This window comes from Streptomyces sp. NPDC046876 (assembly GCF_040645035.1).
In the GTDB taxonomy this organism is placed as follows: domain Bacteria; phylum Actinomycetota; class Actinomycetes; order Streptomycetales; family Streptomycetaceae; genus Streptomyces.
This window is the reverse complement of sequence record NZ_JBEYXK010000009.1, coordinates 40,274-63,052: the sequence shown is the minus strand read 5'-3', so window position 1 is coordinate 63,052 and position 22,779 is coordinate 40,274. Positions and strand designations below refer to the sequence as shown.

Annotated in this window: 15 protein-coding genes; all 15 read right to left on the bottom strand. The window is 78.5% G+C overall.

All coding sequences use genetic code 11. The features are described 5' to 3' along the window. Window positions 1-32 precede the first annotated feature (32 nt). Entirely contained in the window at window positions 33-1,559 is a 1,527-nt protein-coding gene (locus ABZ924_RS08250) for a hypothetical protein (protein WP_361905818.1), read from the bottom strand. Further along, window positions 1,556-3,070: a hypothetical protein gene (locus ABZ924_RS08245; protein ID WP_361905816.1), complete on the bottom strand. Its 1,515-nt coding sequence runs from the start codon at window positions 3,068-3,070 to the stop codon at window positions 1,556-1,558. Before ABZ924_RS08245 ends, ABZ924_RS08250 begins: the two co-directional genes overlap by 4 nt. Beyond that, window positions 3,067-5,187: an ATP-binding protein gene (locus ABZ924_RS08240; RefSeq protein WP_361905814.1), complete on the bottom strand. Its 2,121-nt coding sequence runs from the start codon at window positions 5,185-5,187 to the stop codon at window positions 3,067-3,069. The genes ABZ924_RS08245 and ABZ924_RS08240 overlap by 4 nt, the downstream gene beginning before the upstream one ends. Then, complete coding sequence (locus ABZ924_RS08235; RefSeq protein WP_361905812.1) at window positions 5,180-6,823, bottom strand: hypothetical protein; 1,644 nt, start codon at window positions 6,821-6,823, stop codon at window positions 5,180-5,182. The genes ABZ924_RS08240 and ABZ924_RS08235 overlap by 8 nt, the downstream gene beginning before the upstream one ends. Beyond that, window positions 6,820-9,255, bottom strand: a complete 2,436-nt coding sequence (locus ABZ924_RS08230) for a phage tail protein (RefSeq protein ID WP_361905810.1) — start codon at window positions 9,253-9,255, stop codon at window positions 6,820-6,822. Before ABZ924_RS08230 ends, ABZ924_RS08235 begins: the two co-directional genes overlap by 4 nt. Next, entirely contained in the window at window positions 9,255-11,435 is a 2,181-nt protein-coding gene (locus tag ABZ924_RS08225) for a putative baseplate assembly protein (RefSeq protein WP_361905808.1), read from the bottom strand. Before ABZ924_RS08225 ends, ABZ924_RS08230 begins: the two co-directional genes overlap by 1 nt. Before the next feature lie 18 nt (window positions 11,436-11,453). Continuing rightward, entirely contained in the window at window positions 11,454-11,957 is a 504-nt protein-coding gene (locus tag ABZ924_RS08220; RefSeq protein ID WP_361905806.1) for a GPW/gp25 family protein, read from the bottom strand. Between the two features lie 45 nt (window positions 11,958-12,002). Then, window positions 12,003-13,091 (bottom strand): hypothetical protein, encoded by a 1,089-nt coding sequence (locus ABZ924_RS08215; RefSeq protein WP_361905804.1) that lies wholly within the window; start codon window positions 13,089-13,091, stop codon window positions 12,003-12,005. 215 nt (window positions 13,092-13,306) lie between these two features. Further along, window positions 13,307-17,149: a hypothetical protein gene (locus tag ABZ924_RS08210; protein WP_361905802.1), complete on the bottom strand. Its 3,843-nt coding sequence runs from the start codon at window positions 17,147-17,149 to the stop codon at window positions 13,307-13,309. After that, complete coding sequence (locus tag ABZ924_RS08205) at window positions 17,146-18,756, bottom strand: hypothetical protein (protein WP_361905800.1); 1,611 nt, start codon at window positions 18,754-18,756, stop codon at window positions 17,146-17,148. The genes ABZ924_RS08210 and ABZ924_RS08205 overlap by 4 nt, the downstream gene beginning before the upstream one ends. After that, the gene (locus tag ABZ924_RS08200; protein WP_361905798.1) at window positions 18,753-19,418 is read right to left on the bottom strand and encodes a phage baseplate assembly protein V; all 666 of its coding nucleotides are present in this window, start codon (window positions 19,416-19,418) and stop codon (window positions 18,753-18,755) included. Before ABZ924_RS08200 ends, ABZ924_RS08205 begins: the two co-directional genes overlap by 4 nt. Beyond that, a complete protein-coding gene (locus ABZ924_RS08195) occupies window positions 19,418-20,503 on the bottom strand; it encodes a contractile injection system protein, VgrG/Pvc8 family (protein WP_361905796.1) in 1,086 nt (361 codons plus the stop codon). Before ABZ924_RS08195 ends, ABZ924_RS08200 begins: the two co-directional genes overlap by 1 nt. Beyond that, complete coding sequence (locus tag ABZ924_RS08190) at window positions 20,496-20,684, bottom strand: hypothetical protein (protein ID WP_361905794.1); 189 nt, start codon at window positions 20,682-20,684, stop codon at window positions 20,496-20,498. The genes ABZ924_RS08195 and ABZ924_RS08190 overlap by 8 nt, the downstream gene beginning before the upstream one ends. Beyond that, window positions 20,681-22,171 (bottom strand): hypothetical protein, encoded by a 1,491-nt coding sequence (locus ABZ924_RS08185; RefSeq protein WP_361905792.1) that lies wholly within the window; start codon window positions 22,169-22,171, stop codon window positions 20,681-20,683. Before ABZ924_RS08185 ends, ABZ924_RS08190 begins: the two co-directional genes overlap by 4 nt. After that, entirely contained in the window at window positions 22,168-22,776 is a 609-nt protein-coding gene (locus ABZ924_RS08180) for a phage tail protein (protein ID WP_361905790.1), read from the bottom strand. Before ABZ924_RS08180 ends, ABZ924_RS08185 begins: the two co-directional genes overlap by 4 nt. Between the last annotated feature and the right edge of the window lie 3 nt (window positions 22,777-22,779).

Sequence of the window (22,779 nt, the reverse complement as noted above, 5' to 3'; positions counted from 1 at the left end):
TGCGCAAAGCGTCACCGATCAGTCACCGAGTGCTACAGTTCACCCTCTCCCGCGTCCGTCGTCGTCTCCGTGTCCGCGGGCTCGTCCGCGTCCGTGTGCACCTGCCGCTCCGGGTCCGCTGCCGCGGGCGTCCGGACGGCGCTGCCCGGGCTGTAGCAGGAGCGGCGCCTGCTGCGTACGAACGCGACCCAGTCGGCGGCCTGTTCGCCCGCGTCGTCGACGGGCAGCAGGATGTCCACGGCGGCGCGCCGGTCCAGCCTGATGCGGTCGCGGTCGCGGGCCTCCTCCACGGCGCCGGCGATGTCCGCGAGGCCGCACCGGCAGTAGGTCAGGTCCGCGTACGGGCCGAGCAGGGTGCGGACCCGGTCCAGCGGGTCGCGCGGCGCGTCCTGCGGGCTGCGCAGGTCCTCCTGCGGGGCCGGCGGCAGCGGCAGGTAGCCGGCCGGAGGCAGCTCCACGAGGCCCAGTTCCGCCAGGGAGTACGGGCCCTGCGGCGCGGCCGCGGTGATCAGGGCGCCCCCGCCGAGGTCCGCGACGATCCGGGCCACTTCGCGGCCCAGCTGGTCCTTGGTGTGGGACTTCAGGAACTGCGGCCCGCCGAGGAGGGCGAGCTGCTCCAGCAGCGGCCCCAGATCGCTGCGGGGGGCCTCCTGTGCGGCGAGCACCTGCGCCAGCTGGGTCTGGAACTGGAGGATCTGGGCGGTGAAGACGTCCCAGGGGCGCATGCCCAGCCGCGACTGCCAGTACCGGTACGGCGGGGGCGCGCCGCGGTCGCGGCGGGCGGTCCAGGTGTCGACCTCGAAGGTGTCGGCCGTGCCGGGGACGCGCAGCAGCACGGCGAGGCGGACGCCCTGGGCGCGGCTCGGGCCCACGGGCGGCGGGTCCCAGTTCACCGGGAGGGCGGGGGCGCCCGCGGCGGTGCCGGTTCCGGTGCCGCCGCCTGCGGTGCCGTACGGCCAGGCGGAGTGCTCGGTGCGCTCGGCCCGGAAGATCCGCGAGGCGAGGTAGTTGCGGCGCGCGGCCGGGAGTTGGCCGTCCAGGCCCCGCTCGCTGTCCTCCGTCAGCCGGATCCGCACGCCCTCCGCGGTGTACGGGTGCCGGGTCGCGGCGGTCCCGGAGCAGGGGTCGTCGCAGTAGCTGCCCTGCACCGGGGCCTCGCCGTAGTCCCGGGTGGCGGGCACGGCTTCGACCCACCAGAACCCGTCGGGGCCGGGGGTGAGGCCGGCGAGCGGCAGGGTGACCAGGCGTTCGGAGCGCAGCGGGCGGCCCGCGGCGGAGACGGCCAGGCCCGCGCCGACCCGCAGCGTGCCGGCCTGGACGCTGACCTCGTAGCCCTCGGCCACGCCGGGGCCGGCCGCGGCTCCCACGGCCAGGGCGAGTTCGCGGGCGTAGTCCTGGATGCGGGTGAGGTGTTCGGCGCGCAGGAAGAGGCCGTCGAAGGCGTTCAGCCGGTCGATCCCGCCGTCGGCGGTCGCCGAGGGCGGTGCGGCGGGCGCGGGTGCCGGGGCGGAGGACGCGGGGCCCGCGGGGGCCGGGGCGGTTCCTTCGGTGGTCGTCATGGCTCGGTCCTCCCGGGGGCTGCCGGCCGCGGCAGATGGACGGTGACGACGGCGTCGTGGCCCTCGTCCGGGGTGCCCGGCGGCCCGCCGACCGGGCCGGCGAAGGGGGCGCGCGGGGAACTTCCGTACAGGGGTTTGGGGCCGGTGCCGCGGATGCGGATGCGTACGGTCTCGTGGGCGGGCCGCTGGTCGAGGTCGACCCTGACCCGGCGGCCGTCCGCCGAGATGCCGATCTGGGCGACCTCGTCGGTGGCCCAGCCGCGGCCCCCGTCGGAGAGCGAGGTGATCTCGACGCCTTCCGGTTCGGCGCAGCCGGGGGCGAGCGGGGCGGTGACCTCGAAGGTCAGCACGGTGTGCTCGCGGCTCCAGACGAGGGAGTCGCGGATCAGGCGCGGGCCTCCCGCGTCGGTCTCGGCGGCGACGCCGACGAGGCCGGGGGCCAGGCCGCAGAGCAGCTCCTGGAGGGTGGTCGTGGGCAGGAGGGCGGTGCGGACGTCGGGGTCGACGCGGACGTCCTCGACCCGTACGCAGCCGTCGTACTCGGTGAGTTCGACGGTCAGGCGGGCGAGGAGGACGCCGCCCCGCTCCTCCGGTACGGGCGCGCGCGGCGGGCAGGCGTCGCCCTCCGCGCACTGCGGTGCCTGCGCGGTGGCGTCCCGGGCGGCGAGCCGGCGGAAGGCGGCCAGCAGGGCCGGGGCCCTCAGGTGGGCGGGCTCCCGGGCGACCGCGGCGGCCTCCGCCAGTGCCTCCCGGCCGGCCGGATCTGCCTCGCCGGCCTCCTCCAGGCCGAGCAGGACCCGTACGCGGTGGTACGGGCTCCAGGGCTCGGGGGGCCGGGCCTGCAGGGTGATCCGGGCGGTCTCGACGTGGCGGGACCAGTCGTCGTGACGGCGGGTCACGTCGCACGGGTCGGCCAGGGCGGGGACCGGCCGGTCGGGGCAGGAGGCGAACTCGGCGGTGATCCAGGCCTCGGCGGTGCGGCGCAGGGGCGGGGCGGGCTCCGCGTCCGCGGACGCCGCTGCGCCTGCGTCCGCGCCCGTGCGGGGGGCCGGCCGGGCGGCGGTGTCCGTGGCCTGCGGGGGGTGTTCCTCGGCCCAGTCCTTCGCCCAGCGGGCCAGGGACAGGCACCACCGGGCCTCCAGGTTCAGTTCGCGGCCGAGGCCGTCCACGGCGAGCCCGGGCAGGACGGCGAGCTCGTCGCCGGTGCGGGCGAGCCCGAGGCCCCAGACCACGCCGGGTCCGTGCTGCCAGGCTTGGTGGAGCATCAGCTTGCCGCGCGGATTGCCCATCAGGACGCGGAAGTCGTCCTCCCCGAGCAGCATGCCGAACGCCACCCGCAGTGCGAGGAACGGGTGCGCGGGCAGCTCCTCTGCGCCGCACGGGCCGCCGTCGCAGGGGCCGGCGGGGCTGCCGGAGCCGGTGGGCAGGTCCGGGGCGGGCGCGCCGCCGCAGCCGCAGCCGCACGGGGTGGTGCCGCCGGGGCCGCCGGGGCCGGTGCCGAGCGCCGTCATGGGGTCTCCTTCCGGGTACGCCTGTCGATCGCGAAGGGGGCGGCGGCCGGTGGTGCGGTCGCCGGGGCCGCGGAGCCGGGGGCCTGCGCCGCGGCCAGGGCCTGTGCGGCCCGGCCGTCCGCGCGGGGGCCGCCCGCCGCGGGGGGCTCCCCGGGGAAGGGCCGGCCCGCCTTGCCGTACTCGCGGCGCATCGCGTCGACCAGGTGGCGCTGGCGGACCGGGCCCGCCTCGTCCGCCGCCCGGAACGCCGCCCCGATCGCGGCGTTGCGGATCCAGCCGCCGGGCACCGGGTAGCACTGGGCGAGGGCCGACGGGTCCACGTCGGGGTGGCGCACCGCGCGGGGCAGGTGCAGGTCCCACATCCGGTGCCGGCCCGCCTCCTCGGGCAGCGGGAACTCCACGACGAAGTCCATGCGGCGGATGAACGCCGCGTCGATGTTCTGCCGCAGGTTGGTGGTCAGGACGGCCAGCCCGTCGAAGCGGTCCAGCCGCTGGAGCAGGTAGGCGGTCTCCATGTTCGCGAACCGGTCGTTCGCCTCGGAGATCTCCGTGCGGGTGCCGAAGAGGGCGTCGGCCTCGTCCAGCAGGAAGACCGCCTGGGTGCGCTCGGCCGCCTCGAAGCAGGCGGCGAGGTTCTTCTCCGTCTCGCCGATGTACTTCGAGACCAGCTCGGAGCCGTCGACGACGAGCAGGTCCCGGCCCGCCTCGGTCGCGAGGACCTCCGCGGCCAGCGACTTGCCGGTCCCGGGCGGCCCGGTCAGCAGCAGCCGTACGCCGCGGGCGGCCCGGGCGGCCTCGCGCAGCCGCCAGTCGTCCAGGACCAGCGCCTGGTGGCGCAGTCGGGCCACCGCGTCGCGGAGCTGGCCGTCCGCCTCCGGGGCCAGGACCAGGCGTGGCCAGCGGGCCTGCGGGCCGACCAGGTCCACGCCGGGGGGCAGCAGGGCGCCGGCCCGGGCCCGGATGGCCCCGGAGACATCGGGCACCGCACCGCCGTCCCCCGGCCCGCCGGCGGGGGCGAGGGCGGCGCGGCTGCGCACGTCGAGGGCGACCTGCGCGGTGAGGGCCGGGTCCAAGGGGTGACGGGCCGCCAGTTCGGGGGCTTGGTCGGGGGCTTCGGGCAGGGCGGCCCGCCAGGCCCGGCGCCGGTCCGCCACCCCGACGGGGCCGACGGGCACGGTCAGGACCGGCCGCTGCGGGCCGGGGCGTACGGCGCCGGGCAGGGCGCAGACCAGCAGCGGGCCGGGGATGCGGTCGGCTGCGGGGGTGGCCGGGGCGGCCGCGCCGGGCGCCGGGGCGGGCACCACCAGCAGCGGGACCGCGCCGCGGACGGCGGCGTGCACGCCGAGCAGGCCCAGGGCGCGGGGGTCGTCGGGGCGGGCCCGGGCGGCGAACAGGCCGAGCCCGGCGGCGTCGGCCAGGGCCGTGCAGCGGCTGAGGCCGACGGTCTCGTCGCGGGCGCCGACCAGCAGGACGCGGGGCTCGCGGGAGCGCAGGGCGGCCACGGCCCGGGCGCTCTCGGGCAGGGCGAGCCAGCCGTCGAGTCCGGGTACGGGCGGGCCGGGGTCGGCCTCCTCGAGCGCGGCCGGGCGGGCGGGGCAGCCGTGCAGGGCCTCCCACAGCTGGTCGGCGAGGGTCAGGGAACGCTCGTGGAAGGGGCCTTCGCCGGTGAGCGCGAGCACGCCGGACCGTACGGCGGGGCCCTCGTGGAGCAGCCGGCGCAGCGCCGCCCGGTCCGTGGCGGGCGCCCGTACGCCACCGCGGTCGGCCAGCAGGGCGGCGAGGCCGACGCTGGGGTGCGGGGCGCCGGTGGGGCTCATGGTGCGGAACGTGCGGGCGAGGCCCTCGTGCTCCTCGGGGAGCCCGGCGAACAGGACGAGTTCGGTCTCCAGGACACCGAGCCCGTAGCGGCGCACCAGCCGGTCGAGCGGGGTGACGGACGGCGGCGGGCCGCCGGGGCCGGGCCGGGCCCGGCGTACGGCGGTCGCGGCCCAGTCGCGCAGGAAGGCGGCGGGTTCGGCGCCCGCCTCCTCGCTGCACAGGGAGTCCAGCAGGTCGGCGACCCGCACGGCCACGGCGGCGGCTCGGGCCGACAGGGCGAGGCTGATGCGCTCAGACATACCGGAACCTCACGACCGCCCCGAGCCAGCCGAGCCACCCCGGGTCGAGGTCGAGCCCGGCCCGGCGCACGGCCACGTCGGCGTCACGACCGGCCAGCACCACCTCGATCCACCCGGGCTCGGCCAGGATCCGGCCCCGCCGCCGGGCCAGGGCGGCGACGACGCGGTACGGGTCGACCGCGTCGGCCCCGGCCCCGGCCCCGGCCGCGGCGGCCAGGCGCAGGGCCGTGGCCTGCGCCCAGGCTGCGGCCAGGGCGTCCAGGCAGGGCCGCTCCCGCGGGGTGGGCGGGGCGGCGGACAGCAACGGGGCGGCGCGGGCCGGGGTGAGGCCCGCCAGGGCGAGGAGGGCCGGGTCGTCGGGGCCGGCGGCGGGGAGGAGGGTCCGGGCCGTGGCGTGCAGGACCCAGGGCAGCGGCCGGGCGGCGAGGGCCGCATCGTCCAGGGCGCGGTCCGGGAGTCCGGCCTCGGCCGCGGTCGCGAGGAGGAACAGCAGTCCGGCCCAGTCGGTCGGGGCGCCGTCCGACGCGGTGACGGCCGGGAGGGCTTCGGGTGCGGGGCCGGGGCCGGGCCCGGCGTGTTCGGGGGCCGGGGGGTGGGGTGTGCGTACGGGGGGCCGCTCGGCGGGAGCACCGCCCGCGGTGTCGTCCGCGGCGGCGCGGGACGCCGGCGGGGCGGACCCCGGGTCGCCGGGCCGCTCCGGGGCCTCCCCCGGCGGGCCCTGCGCGGCGGCGGGCGGCAGCGGGGGGCCGGGGCGGTCCGGCGCGCGCAGGGCCTCGGTGAGCAGGCGGTGGAGCCCGGGCCGGTGCAGTGCGGCGTGCAGTGCGGCGGGGTCGGTTTCGGCGAGGACCAGGACGGCCCAGGCCGCGGCGGTCTCCTCGGCGGGGCGCAGCCGGCTGTCCCGCAGCAGGGCGGCGAGGCGTGAGCCGGCGAGCAGGGCGCGGGCCCGCGCCCTGACGGCCGGGGCGGGCGGCGCCGTGGCCACGGGTCGGGGCAGTGCTTCGGTGCCGGTCCCGGCGGCGAGTGCGGCGAGGCGCTGCCAGCCGTGGCGGCCCCAGGCCCGGTCCAGGGCGGCGGCCCCGCAGTACTCGGCGGCGCGGACCACGGCCGCGGCGGCCTGCTGCGGGTGGCGGGCCAGGACGGCCAGGGCGGCGTCGCCGGGTGAGGTCTGCGGTGCGGGGTCCTCGGGGTGCAGCAGGCCGGTCTGGCGCCAGGCCCACAGCCGTTCGAGGCGTCCGGTGGCGAGGCCGGTGACGGCGTCGGCGAGGAGGTCGGCGTCGTGGCGGTAGTGGACGGCCGTGGCGGGGCCGCCGGCGCCCGCGGAGCCCTCGCGTACGGTGCGCTCGATCGCGGCGGCGACGGCGCGCGACCAGTCGTCGGCCAGGGCCCGGTCGGGGCGGTCCAGGTCGAGGGGCAGGGTCAGGTCGAGCCGGGCCAGGCACCAGCGGCCGGGCGGCAGGGCGAGGCCGCGCAGGGCCGACTCCAGCCGACCGCCGACGGCGTGGAGCAGGGGGCCGCGCAGCGGGTCCGGTGCGGGCGGCGGGCGGCCCGGCTCGTGGCGCAGGGTGGCCGAGAGCCGGCCGACGACGAGGACGGGCGCCTCGGTGGGCGCGGCGGTGTGGGCCGGGGAGGTGGTCATCCGACGCGCACCGCCCCGGCGATGGTGCTCTCGCCGACGCGGGAGCCGGCCGCGGGCACGCCGACGATCCCGTCCGTGCCGACCGCGGTGCGGCCGACGACGGCCGGGGCCCAGGCCCCGCCCGGGCCGACCACGGAGGTCAGTCCGAGGTGCAGGGTGCGGCCGATGCGCATGCCGGCGCCCAGCGGGCAGATGTCGACGCGGGTGTGGGCGGGTTTGTGGGCCTCCACGATGGCGCGGACGACGTCGAGTTGGCCGGGGCTCGGTGCGGCGGGGATCAGCACGCTGAAGCGGTGCGCGGTGGCGGTGTAGCCGTCCTCGCCGGGCCGGGTGCCGCCGACGGTGAACCGGCCGAGCGCCCCGGAGGTGCGGGCGGCGCCGCCGACGGCCGGGGCGCCGGGTCCGCCGGGTGCGGTGCCGAGGACGGCTCCGCCGAGTCCGCGCAGCCGCCAGTGCTCGACCACGGCCACGGGCACGGGCAGGTAGAGCCGCAGGATGCGTTCGAGGCAGGCCGCGGTGCCGCGGATGCGGAAGAGGTCGTACGCCTGGGCGATCAGGGCGCGGCGGGCGGGCACGGGCCAGCGCCGGTCCAGGGCCAGGCCGAGGAGCCCGGCGAGCCAGCCGAGGGCCTCCTGCGGGGTGGTCCGGGGGTCGAGGAGCAGGGTGCGCAGGGCGGCGCGGGAGTCCAGTTCGTGCAGGAGGCCTTCGGCGGGGGCGAGGAAGCGCTGGAGGAAGGCGGCGTCTGCCTCGTCCCGGCTCCAGGCGCGGGGCAGGGCCGCGGACAGCCGGTGCCCGGGCCGTTCCACGCGCAGGGCCCGTATGCGCGGGGTGAGGCGGAGGGTGCCGGTGAGGCGGAGCACGATCCACAGGTAGCGGCCGGGCGGGGCCTGGACGGGGGCCTCGTACGTCTCGAAGCCGTCGTCGGGGTCTATCTGCGTCCAGGGCAGTTCGCGTCCGGTGGGCCGGCGGAACAGCGGGGCCGGGGCGGGGAGCCGGGCGGCCCGGCCGGCCGCGGAGGGCAGGGGCGGGGTGAGGTCGGGGCGGCGTACGGCGCGCGGGCCGCGGGCGGGCGGCTGCCAGGGCAGCGGGTCGGGGACGGTGTCCTCGTCATCGGTCAGGAAGGCGGCCTTGACCTCGGTGCCGGGCGGGATACAGGCGTCGAGGAAGAGCCGGCCCCAGCGGGTGCGGTACTCGCCGGCGTCGAGCCGGTAGCACAGGACGGTGCCGGAGGGGGTGTAGCGGGCGGCGGGGCCGGCGGTGCGGCCGGTGCCGTCGGCGGTGGTGAAGGCGATGCGGCCGTCGGGGTCGACAGTGAGGGCACCGCCGTCGTAGCCCGGGGCGCGCAGGGGTTCGATCTCGGACCACGAGGTGCCGTCGGGGCGGAAGCGGCGGAAGGGGCGGCCGGGGCCGCGGGCGACGACGAGGGCGCCGTCGGGGGTGACGTCGAGGTCGGTGGCTCCGTCGACGGCGAGCGGGCGGGTGCCGTCGGCCCGGGCGACGACGGCGCGGCCGCCGGCGGGCCCGGTCCACAGCACGTGGAGCAGGCCGGCGTGGTCGGCGATGCGGGTGGGGCGCAGGTCCTCGGCGCCGGACGGACGGTGCAGGGCGGGGCCGCGCAGGGGGCCGCGGCGGCCGTGGAGCAGGAGGATTCCGGCGGGCCGGGTGACGAGGACGGCGACCGCGCCGCAGTGGGCGGTGACGTCGAGGGGCCGGCGGTGGGGGTGGGCCGGGGTGCGGACGGGGACGCGCCGCAGCAGCCGCTCGCCCCACAGGTCGACGACGTGGACGCAGGCGGCGCCGGATTCGGCGATGTGGAGCCGCTGTCCGGCGTCGACGGCGAGGCCGCGCGGGATGCACAGGGTGCCGGGCCGCGGCGGTCCGGCGGCGGGGGCGCTCGCGCCGTCCGGCGGGAGGACGTCGACGCGGCCGGCGCGCGGATGGGAGCGGTAGGCGCGGCCCCAGCGGTCGAAGGCCAACCCGGCGGGGCCTTGGCCGGCGGACCCGGCGGCGGGACCGTGGCCGGCGGAACCGGCAGCCGCGCCGACGCCGACGCCGACGGACCCGCCAAGGGGACCGTGGCCGACGGACCCGGCAGCCGCGGCGGCGCCGGCAACGGCTCCGGCTGCGGCTCCGGCTCCGGCGGCGTCACCAGCGCCGACGCCGGCACCGGCACCGGCTCCCACTCCGGCTGTGGCTCCGGAGCCGAAGCCGGCTCCCACTGCGGCTGTCGCTGTGGCTCCTGCGCCGGGTCCTGATTCGGAGCCGAGTCCGGATCGGGATCCGACGCCGGCCCAGCCCTCGGCGTCGGACTCCGAATCCGGCTCCCAGGCGAGTTGGACGCCGCCGCCGTCGAGCAGGGCGGTGGATTCGTGGCGGCAGCGCAGCCACTGGTCCGGGTCGGCGAGCAGGGCGGTCGTGCGGTCGCCGTGCATCAGCACACCTCCGCGGGGAGCGGGACGACCACGGGGTCGCCGGGGGGCGGTGGCGGGGAGCCGTAACCGGAGCCGGCGGGCAGCGGGCTGCCGGTGACGACGGTGATCGCGGTCAGGCGGGGCACTTCCCACGCTTCGAGCGGGACGAGCGGCAGCGGGGTCCAGCCCTCGCCGGAGCGCCGGGCGAGCAGGAGTTCGCCCTCCAGGTACTCCAGCCCCTCGACCTGTACGGCGACGGCTTCGAGCTCGGCGCGCCGCACGGCCCGGCCGAGCGGCCAGCCCGCGCCCTCGGGCCCGTACGGCGGGAGCGGCGCGAGGTACTGGCGCAGGATCAGCTCGGTCCAGCGGCGCACGGCGTCGGGCTGGTAGCCCTCGCGGGTGCGGATCCCGACGGAGACGGCGATGTCGACGTAGGTGGGCGGGATGACGTACAGCTCGGCGGTGACCGGCCGCCGCGGCACGAGGTACGCGGCCACCTGCCGCAGCAGCGCGAGGTCGGGCAGCGGGGCGCCCGGGTCGCGCAGGTCCTCGGCGGGGAAGACGAGCACGCTGACGACGCCGGCGGCGGGCACGGCCGGGGTGTCGGGGTGGAGCAGCGGCAGGGCCTCGGCGCGCCGTACGCCGGGGACTTCGAGGGCGAGGGCGCGGTAGTCGTCGGCGGTGACGGCCCGGTCGCGGCGGTGCACCTCGGCGGGCAGGGCGTCGAGGGCGTCGGCGAGGGAGGCGGGGTCCGCGCCGCCGGCCGCGGGCAGGGGGTTCGCGGCCTTGACGCCGGGGACCCCGGTCAGGGCGGTGACGGCGCCCGCCGGGACGTTGCCGGCGGAGCCGCCGCCGTAGCGGTAGGACAGGACGCGGATGCGCTCGCCGATCTGCGGGAGGCGGCCGCGGCCGGCGAAGCGGACGAGTCCGGCGTCGGCGTCGAGGGTGTAGTGCCGGTCGAAGGGGCCGTCGGCGGCGAAGTCCTCGGCCTCGGTCCAGGGCCGCCAGCCGTCGGCCTCCTCCACTTCGAGGCGGACGCTGCCGGCGAGGACGGGGCGCTGGGTGAGGCGGTAGGTCTGCCCGGCGTCGCCGGTGCCGGTGCCGAGGAGTTCGGGGGCCGCGGTGCGGGCCTGGACGGCGCCGACCGCGTTGACCCCGACCCAGCGGATGCGGTGGATGGCGTCGTTCTCCCCGGCGGGGCGGCGTACGCGCAGCCAGGCCAGGACGCGGGCGGCGGTCGCGTCGTCGTCGAGCGGCGGCGGCCTGTCGAGGCCGCCGCCGGCGGGCGGACGGGCCGGGGGCGGGTCGGGCAGGGCGGCGGGCAGGGCGACGCTGACCACGCCGGCGGTGGTGAGCCCGCGGGTGGTGTCGCCGAGCACGGCGAGCGGGGTGAACGGGGTGCGGGCGGCGGGGCCGTTCCACAGCTCCCACAGGAAGCCGGGCGGTGCGGTGAGGAGTTCGCCGGCGCGCACCCGGGTCGGGTCGTGGGGGTCGCGGGCGCGCAGGTCGTAGGGGCGGGGCAGTTCCTCGTCGGGGACGATCCCGAGGAAGAGGGTCTGGCCGGGCAGTCGGCGCGGATCGGTGGTCTTCTTGGCGAGCAGGGCGATCCACAGGCTCTGGTCGAGGGTGGTGCTGACGTCGAGGGGCGGCTGCTCGGGGTCGAGCGGGTCGGCGGGGACCCGGGTGGTGACGTGGAAGGAGAGCGGGGCGCCGGCGGCGATGCGGTCGCGGTCGGCCTTGGGGAGGGCCTGGACGATGTTGTCGCGGCGGCGGGCCTCGGTGCTCCCGGGCGGGGCGGGGGCGACGGGGGTCTTGCCGGCGGCGAGGGTCTCCAGCGGCCAGGCGACGGTCTCGTGGCCGGTTTCGAAGAAGACGGCGCCGGCACGGGCCTCGGTGCCGGGCAGCACCTGTACGCCCTCGGGGCGGTCGGTGTCCAGGACGAGGAGGGTGCGGGAGGTGAGGGCGGGCCGGGGGCGTACGCCGAGCAGCCGCAGGAAGGCGGCCTTCGTGGCGTCGGGGATCTGGTTGAAGCGGAAGAGCAGGGACTCGCCGAGGTGGGCGAAGAGTTCGAGCAGGGCGATGCCGGGATCGCCGGCGTTGTGGTCGGTCCATTCGGGTGCGTAGACCGGGATCCGTTTGACGAGTTCGTCGCGGAGCTGGGCGAAGGTGCGGTCGTCGAGGATGGGCCCGATCAGCGGCATGCGGTCGTCACCCGGCCCCTATCGCAGGTAGAAGGGGTAGACGAGGTTGTCGGGCCGCAGGTCCAGCAGCCGTACGTAGGCGATGTCGATCCACACCAGGGCCGGCTCCTCCCCCGCGGTCACGGAGACCTCGGTGACCCGGATCCGGGGCTCCCAGGCGGTGAGCGCCTCGCCGATCTCGGCGGCGATCGCGGCCCGGGTGGCGGCGGTGTTCGGGGCCATGAGGTGGCGGCGCAGGCCGCAGCCGAAGGTGGGGCGCATGACGCGCTCGCCGGGCTCGGTGTCGAGGACGGTCTCCACCGACTGGCGGATAGCGTCCGCGCCCGACACCCAGCCCAGGCGGGCGCCGGGGCGGGGTGCGCCCGGGGGCCCGCCTGCGGCGCCGGGGCCGTACGGGGCGTCTACGCCGCCGGGGCCGCCCTGCGGGCGCAGCGGGAAGCGGATCCCGGTCCCGGACCAGGCGTCGGCCGCGGACGGGGCCGCCCGGCCGCCGGCCCCGTTCGTCCCTGTGCTCACGCTCATGGCTCCGATCCTCCGGGTTGGCCGTCACCGCGGCGTCGCGCCGGTTCACGCGCCGTCGGCCCGGGCTTCGTACGCCGTCCGGGCGGCCGCGAAACGCCGGGGGCCGAGGCGTTCGCGCAAGCCCTCCAGCAGCGGTCGCACCAGCCGGCGGCTGAGCTCCCGGCCGAGGAGGTCGCCGACGGTGGCCCAGGCCGTCGCGAGGCGGGCGTACGCGGTGGCGTCGTCGCCGAGCAGCTCGGCCGCGCCCACGGCCTCCTGGACGGCAGCCAGGTAGGCGAGCGGGTCGGCCGCGTCCAGGGCGGCCCGGCGGGCCTCGTCGAAGCGCCGCAGCGCCCGGGCCGGGTCGTCGGCGAGCAGGGCGATCCGGCCGCCGGCGACGGCCCGCCGGGCTGCGGCCACACCGTCGCGCGGGGCCGTCGCTGTGGCCGCGTCCCATACGCGTTCCGCGGTGTCCGGCGCGACATGGGCGACGGCCAGCGCGGCGCCCAGCGCGGCCGCCTCCGCCTCGTCGTGGTCGCCGTGCGCGAAGAGCAGCTCCTCGGCGTCCATCAGGTCGCCGGCCGCGTCGTACCACCGCTGCGCGGCGAGCGCGGCGGCGGCCCGGCGCTGCAGGATCCGGGCCCGGACCAGTGCGTCCGGGCCGGCGGCGGCCGGGGCGTCCGGCCCGGCTGCGTCGGCGGCGTCCGGGCCGGCGGCGTCCAGGGGGGCCTGCCCGGCGGCGTCGAGGGCGTCGAGGGCCGCGCCGAAGCCCTCGTACGCGGCCTGCGCGTCGCCGGCCGCCAGGGCCTGTTCGGCCTGCTCCGTACCGAAGGCCCGGCGGACGGCTTCCGGCAGGTCCGCGGCCGCCGCCCGCTCCAGGTTGTGCCGGGCCGCCCCGAGGTCGCCGCGCAGCCGCTGGGCGGTCGCGGCCAGCAGCAGGCAGAACCCCTGGCGCTCGGCCTCCCGCGTCCGGTCCCACAGCCCGGCGGCCTCCTCCAGGGCGGCCGCCGCCGCGCCGAGGTCCCCTTCGTCCATGGCGGCAGTGGCCAACTGCTCCAGCGCCTCGGCCAGTTCGGCCGGGTCACCACCGCGCAGTTCCGCAACCTGCTGCCGGGCGGCGGCGGTTGCCGGGGGCGGCTCGGGCATCGTCGTCATCGGCTCTCTCGTATCCACCGCTTCTCCCGTGTCTCCTGCGGATCCTGTGTGTCCTGGGACTTCGTGGCTCTGGGGGCTCGGCGGCTCCTCGGGCTCCGCGGCTCCTCGGGCTCCCGGGCCCCCGGGCCCCCGGGCTCCCGGGCCCCCGGGCTCCCGGGCTCCCGGGCTCCCGGGCCCCTGGGCTCCTGGGCTCCTGGGCTCCTGGGCTCCGGTGGCTACCGCGTCTCCCGCACCCGGTACCCCTGCGCCGTGAGCCGGGCGCGGGCCGACGCGACGGCCCGCTCGCGGGCGGCCCGGTGCTCCGCCGCCCAGGCCTGCATCCGGACGAGCAGGTCGTCGTGCGCGGCCCGGGTCCGTACCTCGTCGCCCGCGGCGGCGCGCCGTTCCTGCCGGGCCTGCTGCCCGGTCGCCTCGGTCTCGCCGAGGCGCTCCTGGTTGCGCGCCCGCAGCTCGTCGACCTGGCGGCGGCCCCGGTCGAGCTCTCCGGCAGTCTGCCGGTTGGACTGTTCGACGGTGCCGATGCGGGTCTCGTCCGCCCGGAGGTCCGACCGGCCGGCCTCCATCGAGTGCCGGGCGGCGTCCGTTTCGGTGACCCGCCCCAGAGCGGCGATCAGGCGCGCCGAGTCGGCACGCGCCCCGCGGGCGCTGTCGCCGAGGCTGCCGGGCAGGTACCCGAACAGGTGCGCCAGCCCCTGGAAGGCCCGCAGGCTGCCCACGAGGGTGGCGACCGCGCCGGCCTGCTGCGCCGACCGGCCCAGCCGGTCGACGGCCCCTCCGGCCGTCGCCTGCTGCTCGCGGTTGGCCGACCGCGTCGTGCCGGTGGCCGCCGCCTGCGCCCGTCCGCCCTCGACGAGGTGCTGCGACAGCCCGCCCGCCCGCTCGAGTCGGTCGTCCTGGCCCCGCTGGACGGCCGCCTGACCCGCCATCCGACCTTCGGTCCGGGCGAGTTCGGCCTGGGCCTGCCGGGTCAGTGCGATGCGTTCCCGCAGGGCGGCCAGCTCGGCCCGGGTGCCGGGCGGCGCCCGGTAGGCCGGGTTGACCGGGATCTCCACGGACTCGCCGGGCCGCAGGCCGGCCGCTCGGGCCGTGTACGCGGGCCCGGAGCGCGCCGGCTCGGCGCTGCCGGCCGCTGCGCGGTCGCCGTCCTGCCGCCCCTGCTCGCGGCCCTCGCGTACGCCGAGCACCCCGGGCGCCGGGCGCAGCCCGCGTGCGGTCCCCTCGACGGCCAGGGCGGCCTCGGCCCGGTCGGTGCGCAGCCGTTCCTCGCTGTGCGCGAACGCCGCCGCCCGCTCCGCCGGCGTGGCACCGCCGGCCCCGACCCGGGCGCGGCGCTGGTAGTCGGCGAAGTCCCGGTAGCGGACGGTGGTGCTGCGGCCGCCGGGGAGGGTGGTGCTCACGTGCAGCGGCAGCGGGTGCGTGGGGTCGTACGCGAACTGCGTGGCCCCGTAGCCGCTGTGGCTGCCGTCCGCCGCGTACACGGGGAAGTGCAGCTCCGAGACCTGGCGGCGGCCCGCCGATCCCTCGCCGTGCTGGTACTGGAGCACGTAGAAGTCCCCGCCGGCCTGCGAGGGGCGGCTGTTGAGGACCCGCATCGCCGGATCGGCCGTGGTGGGGTGGCTGTGGTAGACGAGGTGCAGCGGACCGGGCACGCCGCTGGGCGGGGCGACGGAGCCGGCGCCGCCCTGCATGACGTGGTAGTTGCCGGCGGAGTCCAGCCAGACCCCCGACTCGCGGGCGGGGTCGGCCTGCACCTGCGCCCGGTACTGCGCCATCGCCGCGGCGCGGTCCTGGGTGGGCGGGAAGGGGGCGGTGGGAGCGGGGGACGCCGAGGCCGCGGGTGGGGGCGCGGGTGCCGGCCCGGCGGGGGACGCGGGAGCCGGAGCCTGCCCGGGGATGACGCGGCCGGTGGCGGGGTCGACCGGCGCCCCGCGCTCCGGCGGGGCGTGGCCGCCGGAACGCAGCAGTTCAACGTTGTCCTGGGCGAGCGGCACGTTCTCCGCCTGCCAGACCACCAGGTCGGAGGCGTCGAGCTGGCCGCGGGGGCCGAGCGTGCTGTCCTCGGCGGCGGCCCGGGAATGGTCGGTCGCGGCGTTGATCAGCCGCTCCTGCGCGTTGTGGCGGGTGTTGGTGCTCTGCCGGCCGTCCTGGTGGGTGACGGTGACGGCCAAGGCCGGGTCGCGGCGGCTGTGCAGGGGCTGCATCTGCTGGGTGTTCCAGTCCTGCTCCCGAATCCCCGACTCGGCCGCGTGGCGTGCGGCTGCGGTGTGCCCGGCCTCCACGACATCACCGGTCATGCCGGTGGCCTCCCGGTGGTCCGCGGCCTGCCGGTTGGCATGTGCCCGGGCCTCGCGGCGCGTCCAGGGGACGGCCCGCCGGGGCAGCTCGGGGCGCTCGTCGGTGAGACGTGCCCGTACGACGGGATCCTCGTCCAGGCTCCGCACCAGCGGGCCGAGGTCGCTGAAGTCGGCGGGATCGTGCAGGGGCGCCGGCCCGTGCGCGGCGGGCCGCGCAGCGCCGGTGCCCGGGTCGTCGCGGGTGGCGCCGCCCGTCCCTGCGGCGGGATCGGCGTGCGTCGCCGTGCCGGTGTCCGCGGCCGGGTCCACGTGGACCGCCGCACCGGAGCCCGCGTCGGCCTGGGCGGTCGCCCCCGAGCTCGTACCCGGGTCGCCATGGACCGTCGTGCCCGAACCCGTACCCGGATCGGCATGGACTGCGCCGCCCGACCCGGTTGCCGGGTCGGCGTGGACGGTCGTGGCCGGGTCCGCGTGGACCGACGTGCCCGAGGTCGGTGCCGTGTGGGGTGCGGGGGCCGGGCCGGGGGCCTCCGGCATCTCCACGTGGAGGCGGGGGCCGCCGGGCGAGGTGACGGAGGGGGTGAGGGCGCCGCCGGTGGCGCGCTGTTGGAGCCGGGTGATGCCGCGGTCCAGGCGGTTGCCGCCCGCCGTGCCGGCCCGGGCGCCCGCCTTCGCGGCCAAGGCGCCCGCCACCGCTCCGGTGACCTGGCCCGCCGCCGCGGACAGTTCACGGCCCTGCTCCTCGATCCCCGCCGGGTCGGCCTGGGACTCGAAGGCGTGCAGGGCGCGCAGCGCGGTCACGACCGGCCGGACGGTCGCGTTGGTGATCAGGCCGACGGCCGTCGTGGCGAGGCCCATGGCCGTCGCCACCGCCGACAGGGTCAGGGCGAGCGGGGCCAGGGTACCGCCGGAGAGCACGGCCCCCACCCACATGCCCACCGCGATGCCGCCGAGGACGCCGCCCACGACGTCCATCAGGGCCGTGGCCACGTCCAGCAGTTCGGCCAGGCCTTCCAGGTCGTTGGCGAGCCGTTCGTAGCCGGTCCCCGTGCCGATCCGGCCGACGGTGCGCCCGGTCGCACTCCAGTCGCGTCCGGCGAGACCCACGATGGCCATGAGGCCGCCGATAGCCGGTCCCAGGCCCGGGACGGGCGCCGCCGACAGCCCCCGGGACACCGCCATCGTGGCGAGCCGCCGGGCGGCGATCTGCCCCACGGCCGCGCCGATCGCGCTCATGGCGAAGCCCGTCACGGCGCCGCCGGCCGCGCCGGCCGCGGCGCCCTGGCCCGCCATGTCGAGCAGGTACCGCGCCCTGGCGTCGGTCCCGGCCGTGCCGAGGCCCCCGAAGGAGTCGGCCCACCGCTCGTGTTCGGCGAGCTCCAGGATGATGAGGTCGCCCGGGTCCGCGCCGGGGCCGGAGTGCTCGGCGGCGCCCGGCTCGGCGGGCTCCGCCCCGGCCTTCTCCGCGGGCGCCTCCTCGGCCCGTACGCCGCCGCGCTGCGGGCCCGGTGCCCGGCGGCCGCCGGCGTGTGCTGCGGCCTCGCCGCCGGCCCTCCCCCGGTGGTGCGTCCGTACCCCGGGAGCTGCGGCGGCCTCGCGCGCGGAGCGGACCTCTGCGGCGGCGGGGGCCATGAGCGCGCGGGCCAGTTCGTCCGCCAGCTGCGTGGAGGCCGCCCGCGCAACGGGGGCGGGGGCGGATGCCTTCGCCGCGGGCACCCGGGGCGCGGGCCCGGGCACCGGGACGGGGGCGGCCCGCCCGTTCACCCCCCGCTCCCGCACAGCGGGTCGTCCACCGGCGGCAGCGGCTGCGGGGGCACCGGTACGGGCGCGGGGTCGGGCGGGGTCAGGGCCTCGAAGAGGTCCTCGCCGTCCTCGTCGCGGAAGCCGCCCTCGCCGGCCTGGAGCCGGGCGGTGGCCCCCTGTGCGCCGAGCAGCCCGTCGAAGGCGTCCCGTTCGGCGGCGCCCATGTCGGCGAGCGTCAGTCCGGCGTCGAAGTGGGCCTTCAGGGTGGCGAGCGCGGTGGCGGACGGCGGCAGGCAGAAGCGCAGGGCGAGCAGCCACCACAGCTGGAACAGGAACACCACGATCGGCAGGAACATGGAGAACAGGAAGAACGCCACGATCATGAAGATCTCGAGGGCGAAGGTGCAGATCCGGGGCGTCGTGCCGTTCACCGAGCCGCCGCTCGGCGTGCCGCCGCCCGGGTCGAAGGACAGCTGCGAGCCGGGCGGGCTGGTGATCGCGACCCCGCCGGGACCGGGCGGTTCTCCGGCCCGGGCGGCGAGGGCCCGCAGGTCGGGCAGGGTGATGGAGATCCTGCGGTTCTTGGTGCCCTCGGGGTCGTAGAACGGGGCGAGCCGGAAGGGCTCGCCGGGCTCGCTCCAGGAGACCTGCGGCGGGCAGTGCTCGTGGCCGGGGGCCGGGGCGCGGCGTACGAAGCAGTGCAGTTCGTAGACGGACCCGTCGTCGAGCTTGGGGGCGCCCCGGTCGTCGTGGTCGCCGGAGGAGGTCGGCACCACGCCGAACCACAGGGAGCGCTCGGGTGGCGGCGGCTCCTGGGCGCAGTCCCCGGAGCGGGCCGGCAGCCGCCACATCGGCAGTTCCTGCTCCCGGTCCGCGGGGCGGCCCGCGGGCGGCGGGTCGCCGACCTTGCGCCACTGGCCGCCGGCAGGCCCGACCATCCAGGCCTGGGTCTCGGTGGCCACGGCGACCCGGTCGATGAGCTCGCGGTTCTCGGCCTCGAAGGTCCTGCGGTGGGCGAGGTCGGCCCACAGCAGGTCCCGGGCCTGCGACAGCGACGGCCCGGCGCCGGCCGGCCCGGCCGCGGACGCAGTGGCGGCGTCGGCACCGGCACCGGCACCGGCGAGCAGGCCGGTCGTCAGCCGCAGGGCGAGCCGGCGCAGCACCTTGGGCGGGCAGTCGATCTCCACTTGGCGCCGGCGCATCACGAACCCGACCTCCAGCCCCTCGGCGGACTGGGGCCGCGGCCATCCGGGCCGGTCGCAGAAGAGCTCGACGACGACGGCGTAGAAGCGTTCGTGGCTGGGCTGGTAGAGCTTGCGCAGCTTGGTGCGGTAGAGCCGGTGGGTGGCGAAGCGGGCCCGGCCGGGCCCTCGCTGCTCGGGCGGTACGGGCAGCGGGCACGACCACACGTCCTCGACCGGGTCGAAGGCCAGCGAGTCGCGGGGGTCGGCGACCAGGGCGTGGACGAACTCGGCCGAGGCGTACTTCTGCAGCGCCGGGGTCAGCGCCGCGGGCGCGAAGCGGTCGAACTTCCCGCGCTCGCACACGTACCAGGGGGCGAGGATCCGGAACCCGTGGTCGGCGGCGCCCGTACCGCCCTCCGCAGCGGCCCGCGGACCGGCGCTCACCAGAGGTTCCCGGCGCCGGGGGTGTAGGCCGGGGAGACCACCGTCTGCTCGGCGACGAGGGTCGCGCACTTCACCAGGCCGGTGAAGGTGGACAGCGGGGCGTTCACCGTCACCGTGGGTGCCTTGACCTCGACGGCGGCGTTCGCCTCGACCTGTACGGCGGTGGGGGTCAGCCGGACGACGCAGCCGCCGCTGTGCCGGATCGTCACCTGCCGGGCGGCGTCGTCGAGGACGACCTCGTGTCCGGAGGCCATGGTGATCCGCACCCTGGCCGCGCCGGCCGTGTCGTCGAACTCCAGCCGGCTGCCGGCCCGGGACCTCAGCTGCCGGATGTCGTTGGCCGCGTCCGGCTCGTGCGGCAGCTCGGTGCGCCCGTTCCAGGCGGCGCCGATGACGTACGGGCGGCGCGGGTTGCCCGCCTCGAAGGCCACGACGACCTGGCTGCCGACCTCGGGCAGCGCCAGCAGGCCCTGCCGGTCGTCGGCGTACGGGGAGCAGAGCGTGGCCCAGGCGCGCACGTCGCGGTCTCCGTCGCGGCCGAGCCAGGGGAAGCGGACCTCGATCCGGCCGAGCCTCTTCGTGTCGACGATGTCGGTGACGAACGCCGGGTAGACGCCGAAGTATCCGGGTGCGGAGCCGTCCGCGGGCGCGGGCAGGGACATCACGTCACCTCGTTGAGGCCGGGGCGTTCGGCGTCGAAGCGGGTGCGGAAGCCGTGGTCGGGGTCGAAGGTGTGCCGGATCCGGGTGACGTGGTAGCCCTCGCCCTCGAAGGGGGCGCCGACCGAGCGGAGGGTGAGCCGGCCCCCGACGACCAGGTCGGGGCTGCCGTTGGTGGTGCCGGCGACGGTGACGAACCGGCGTCCGCGGCGCAGCATTTCGGCGCGGGCCCAGCTCCCGGCCTCCTCCGTCGTCAGGGCGGCCTCCCGTACGCGCAGGCTGGTCGCGGGGCCGAGGGCGCGGGCCAGCAGCCGGGCACCGGTGCGGCCGCCGGCGGTCTCGGCCTCGACGACCTCGGGGCCGGCCCGCTCGTCGACGATCTCGCGCCGCTCGGCGTCGTACCCGGTGACGACGACCTCGCTGCGCTGGTGCGCGAGGTCGGCGGCGAGCCGCACCGACATCAGCTGGTTGCCGAAGACCAGGGTCTGCACGGCGGCGGTGCGGCTGCCGCGGGGCCGGAAGTGCAGGGTGCGGCCGGTGGCCCACAGCTCGGCCTGGACGAGGCGGGCCCGTTCGCGCAGGAAGGCGAGGTCGCTCTGGTTGAGCTGCTGGACGACGTCGTAGCGGGGGCCGGGGACGTCCGCGTCGGCGTCGAGGCCGTGCTCGCGGGCGATGTCGCGGGCCACCTCCGCGTCGGTGGCGTCGCGGTAGGTGCGCATGCGGCGGGTCATCCGCAGCCGCATCAGCGCGTCCTCGGCGTGGACGAGGACCAGGGGCGGTTCGCCGTCGCCGAGGACGAGCTCGATGCCGGAGACGACGCCTTCGAAGACGTAGCGCTGGCCCGTGGGCGGGCCGAGGGCCGCCTTGAGGGCGCTGCCGAGGCCGACCGTGGACCCGTCGAGGTGCAGCAGCCGGTCCTGCGGGCCCCTGGCGCCGGGGCCGACGGCGAGGAAGTGGGCGCGCAGGGTGCGCAGTCCCTCGACGCCCTCGGCCACCTCCAGGCGTACACAGTCACGGGCGAGGTCCTTGACGAGGGCTCCGCCGACCTCGAAGACGGGCGAGACGGCCGCGACCGCGGCATCAGTCATCGAAGCCCTCCGCGGCGGTGCGCGCGGCGAGCCAGGCCGCCCGCTCGCAGGCCTCCCGGTGCTGCTCGGCCGCCGCCCACCTCCCTGCGCCCCCGCTGCCGGGGGCGGGTGCGGGGGCGGGCGGGCCGCCGCTGCCCGCGGGGACCACTTCGGTGTGCAGCTCTCCGATGTACACGCTCATGGCGGGCCTCCTCGCGGTGTCCACCCCAGGGTGGTGGGGCCTGCGTCACGGCCGCGTTGCCCGCAGTCGGCGGCGGCCCGGCCGGGCGGGTCGGGCGGCAGCCGCTCCCAGGGCGGGGCGAGCGGGTCGGGGGCGGGGACCTCCTCGCGGCGGGCCCGGTCGGTGAGGCTGCGGGCGCCGCCGGCGCGGACCTCGGCGAGGGTGGCGGGGTCGGCGCGCGAGCGCAGGGGGATGCCGCGGCCGTACGTGGTGGCGCGCGGGTCGGGGGCGGCGGGAGGGGCGTATCCGGGCGCGGCGTATCCCGGCGGGGCGTATCCGGGCGCGGCCGGCCCGGGTGGGGGCGGGGCGTGCGGGGCCGGGGGGACCTCGAAGGACTGCCGGGCACGGGCGGTGGCGAGGTCCACCGCGGCCGCGGCCACCGCGTCGGCAGCGGCGCCGATGCCTCCGCCGGCGCTGAGCACGAACCCCGCCCGGGCCGGATCCGGTTCGGCCCGGGGCCCCGTACCGGCCGGGCCGGCCGTACCGGGGGCGCCCGCACCGGAGACGGTGGGGCCGCCTCGGCCGCCGCCCGGGCCGCTGCCGCCCGGGGCTCCCGCGGCTCCCGCGGCACCCGGGACAGCCGGGGTCCCTCCCGGGGCCGTCGTGCCCAGGGCGGCGGCCAGGGCGGCGGCCGAGGCCACCGCCGCGCCCGCCGCGAAGCCCGCCGTCAGGCCGGCCGCGGCCGCACCGGCGAAACCCGCCTCGACCTCCGCGCCCAGCCGGACGGACGCCCCGGCCGCCAGGGCCAGGGGGCTGTCGAGTCCGCTCATCGCGCCGCGCCAGGCGGCGGGGTCGCGCCCGAGCCGGGCCAGCAGCTGCTGGGCTGACTCCCCGTCCCGGGCCTGGACCACCTGCCGGGGCCGGTTCGTCCCGGCCGTGCCGGGCGCGGCTCCGGCGCCCTGGTCGCCGGCCTCGGTGGCGGCCCGGCTGTCCCTGGCGCCGGGGCCCTCGGCGTGCGCCTGGTAGGCGAAGTTCTGCTCGACGATCACCACGGAGACCTTGGCCCGCAGCGGGGTGCCGTCGGGCGCGAAGTGGTCGAGCTCCTCGGTGACCTGGGTGACGATGCCGTTGTAGCGCAGCGTCCCCCACACGAAGCGGACGGGCGGCGGCGGGTCGGAGGCCTTCTGCGGGGGCGGCTCGACGAACTGCCGTACGAGGGCGGTCCAGCGGCGGACGTCGACGTGGCCGCCGTTGCCGCGCTGTTCGGCGGTGTCGAATTCCAGGTCGAAGGTGAGGGTGGAGCCCTCCTGCGCGGGGTGCTGGACCTTCTGCGACTTCGTGGTCGCCCCGCCCCGGTCGACGTTGTTGGCACGGGAGATGCGCAGGCTCGTCGGATTGAACTGCACGGCGAGGGACGGTCCGGCCTCCCGGACGAGCGGCGTGCCGTCCTTGCCCCGCTCGCCGAAGACCTCCAGCCGGGTCAGGGTGGCGTGGGCGGTGGCCGTCACGGGGTGCGCTCCAGGCGCAGGCCCTCGTGGGCGATGTGCAGTTCCTCCACGGCGATCTCCCCTGTCCTGGCGTTGAGCGTCGGCCCGGTGATCTTCAGGGGCAGTCCGCGGGTGAAGGTCCAGCGGGCCACCACCCGGGCGCCGGCGGCGTCGAGCACCTCCACGTCGCCGTCGTAGCGGGGCACGGGCGCCCCGTCGGCGACCATGCCGTGCAGCCAGTCCCACAGGGCGGTGTCGGCGCTCCCGCCGCCGGCGGCGACGAACATGCCGCGCTTGAGGACGATCGGCTGGAGCTTGACCCGCCCGACCCGGCGTACGACCGCGTCGTTGGCGCCTCCCTCGGCGTACTCGCGCAGGTCGACCTCCAGGCCGAGCCCCGAGCACTCCTGGAACCCGCCGTCGCCCAGCCGGTCGGGCCCGCCGCCGGACGCCGCCACCGCTGGGGCGGGACCGGGCGCGGCGGCCGGGCCGGGGGCCGCGGCGGCCTCGGACAGCGGGCTGGGCAGGTCGGGCGGCGGGAGCGCGGTGCGGCCCGGCGCGGAGCTGCGGGTGAGCCGGATCCGGAACCGGAAGGTCTGGACGAGTTCGGGGCTGCGGCCGGGCACGGC

Bases quoted from the DNA above. Each gene is read 5' to 3' on its own strand.
- ABZ924_RS08240 (WP_361905814.1), bottom strand. From the start codon at position 5,187: ATGTCTGAGCGCATCAGCCTCGCCCTGTCGGCCCGAGCCGCCGCCGTG.
- ABZ924_RS08195 (WP_361905796.1), bottom strand. From the start codon at position 20,503: ATGACTGATGCCGCGGTCGCGGCCGTCTCGCCCGTCTTCGAGGTCGGC.
- ABZ924_RS08200 (WP_361905798.1), bottom strand. From the start codon at position 19,418: ATGTCCCTGCCCGCGCCCGCGGACGGCTCCGCACCCGGATACTTCGGC.
- ABZ924_RS08190 (WP_361905794.1), bottom strand. From the start codon at position 20,684: ATGAGCGTGTACATCGGAGAGCTGCACACCGAAGTGGTCCCCGCGGGC.
- ABZ924_RS08215 (WP_361905804.1), bottom strand. From the start codon at position 13,091: ATGACGACGATGCCCGAGCCGCCCCCGGCAACCGCCGCCGCCCGGCAG.
- ABZ924_RS08235 (WP_361905812.1), bottom strand. From the start codon at position 6,823: ATGACCACCTCCCCGGCCCACACCGCCGCGCCCACCGAGGCGCCCGTC.
- ABZ924_RS08220 (WP_361905806.1), bottom strand. From the start codon at position 11,957: ATGAGCGTGAGCACAGGGACGAACGGGGCCGGCGGCCGGGCGGCCCCG.
- ABZ924_RS08225 (WP_361905808.1), bottom strand. From the start codon at position 11,435: ATGCCGCTGATCGGGCCCATCCTCGACGACCGCACCTTCGCCCAGCTC.
- ABZ924_RS08230 (WP_361905810.1), bottom strand. From the start codon at position 9,255: ATGCACGGCGACCGCACGACCGCCCTGCTCGCCGACCCGGACCAGTGG.
- ABZ924_RS08250 (WP_361905818.1), bottom strand. From the start codon at position 1,559: ATGACGACCACCGAAGGAACCGCCCCGGCCCCCGCGGGCCCCGCGTCC.
- ABZ924_RS08245 (WP_361905816.1), bottom strand. From the start codon at position 3,070: ATGACGGCGCTCGGCACCGGCCCCGGCGGCCCCGGCGGCACCACCCCG.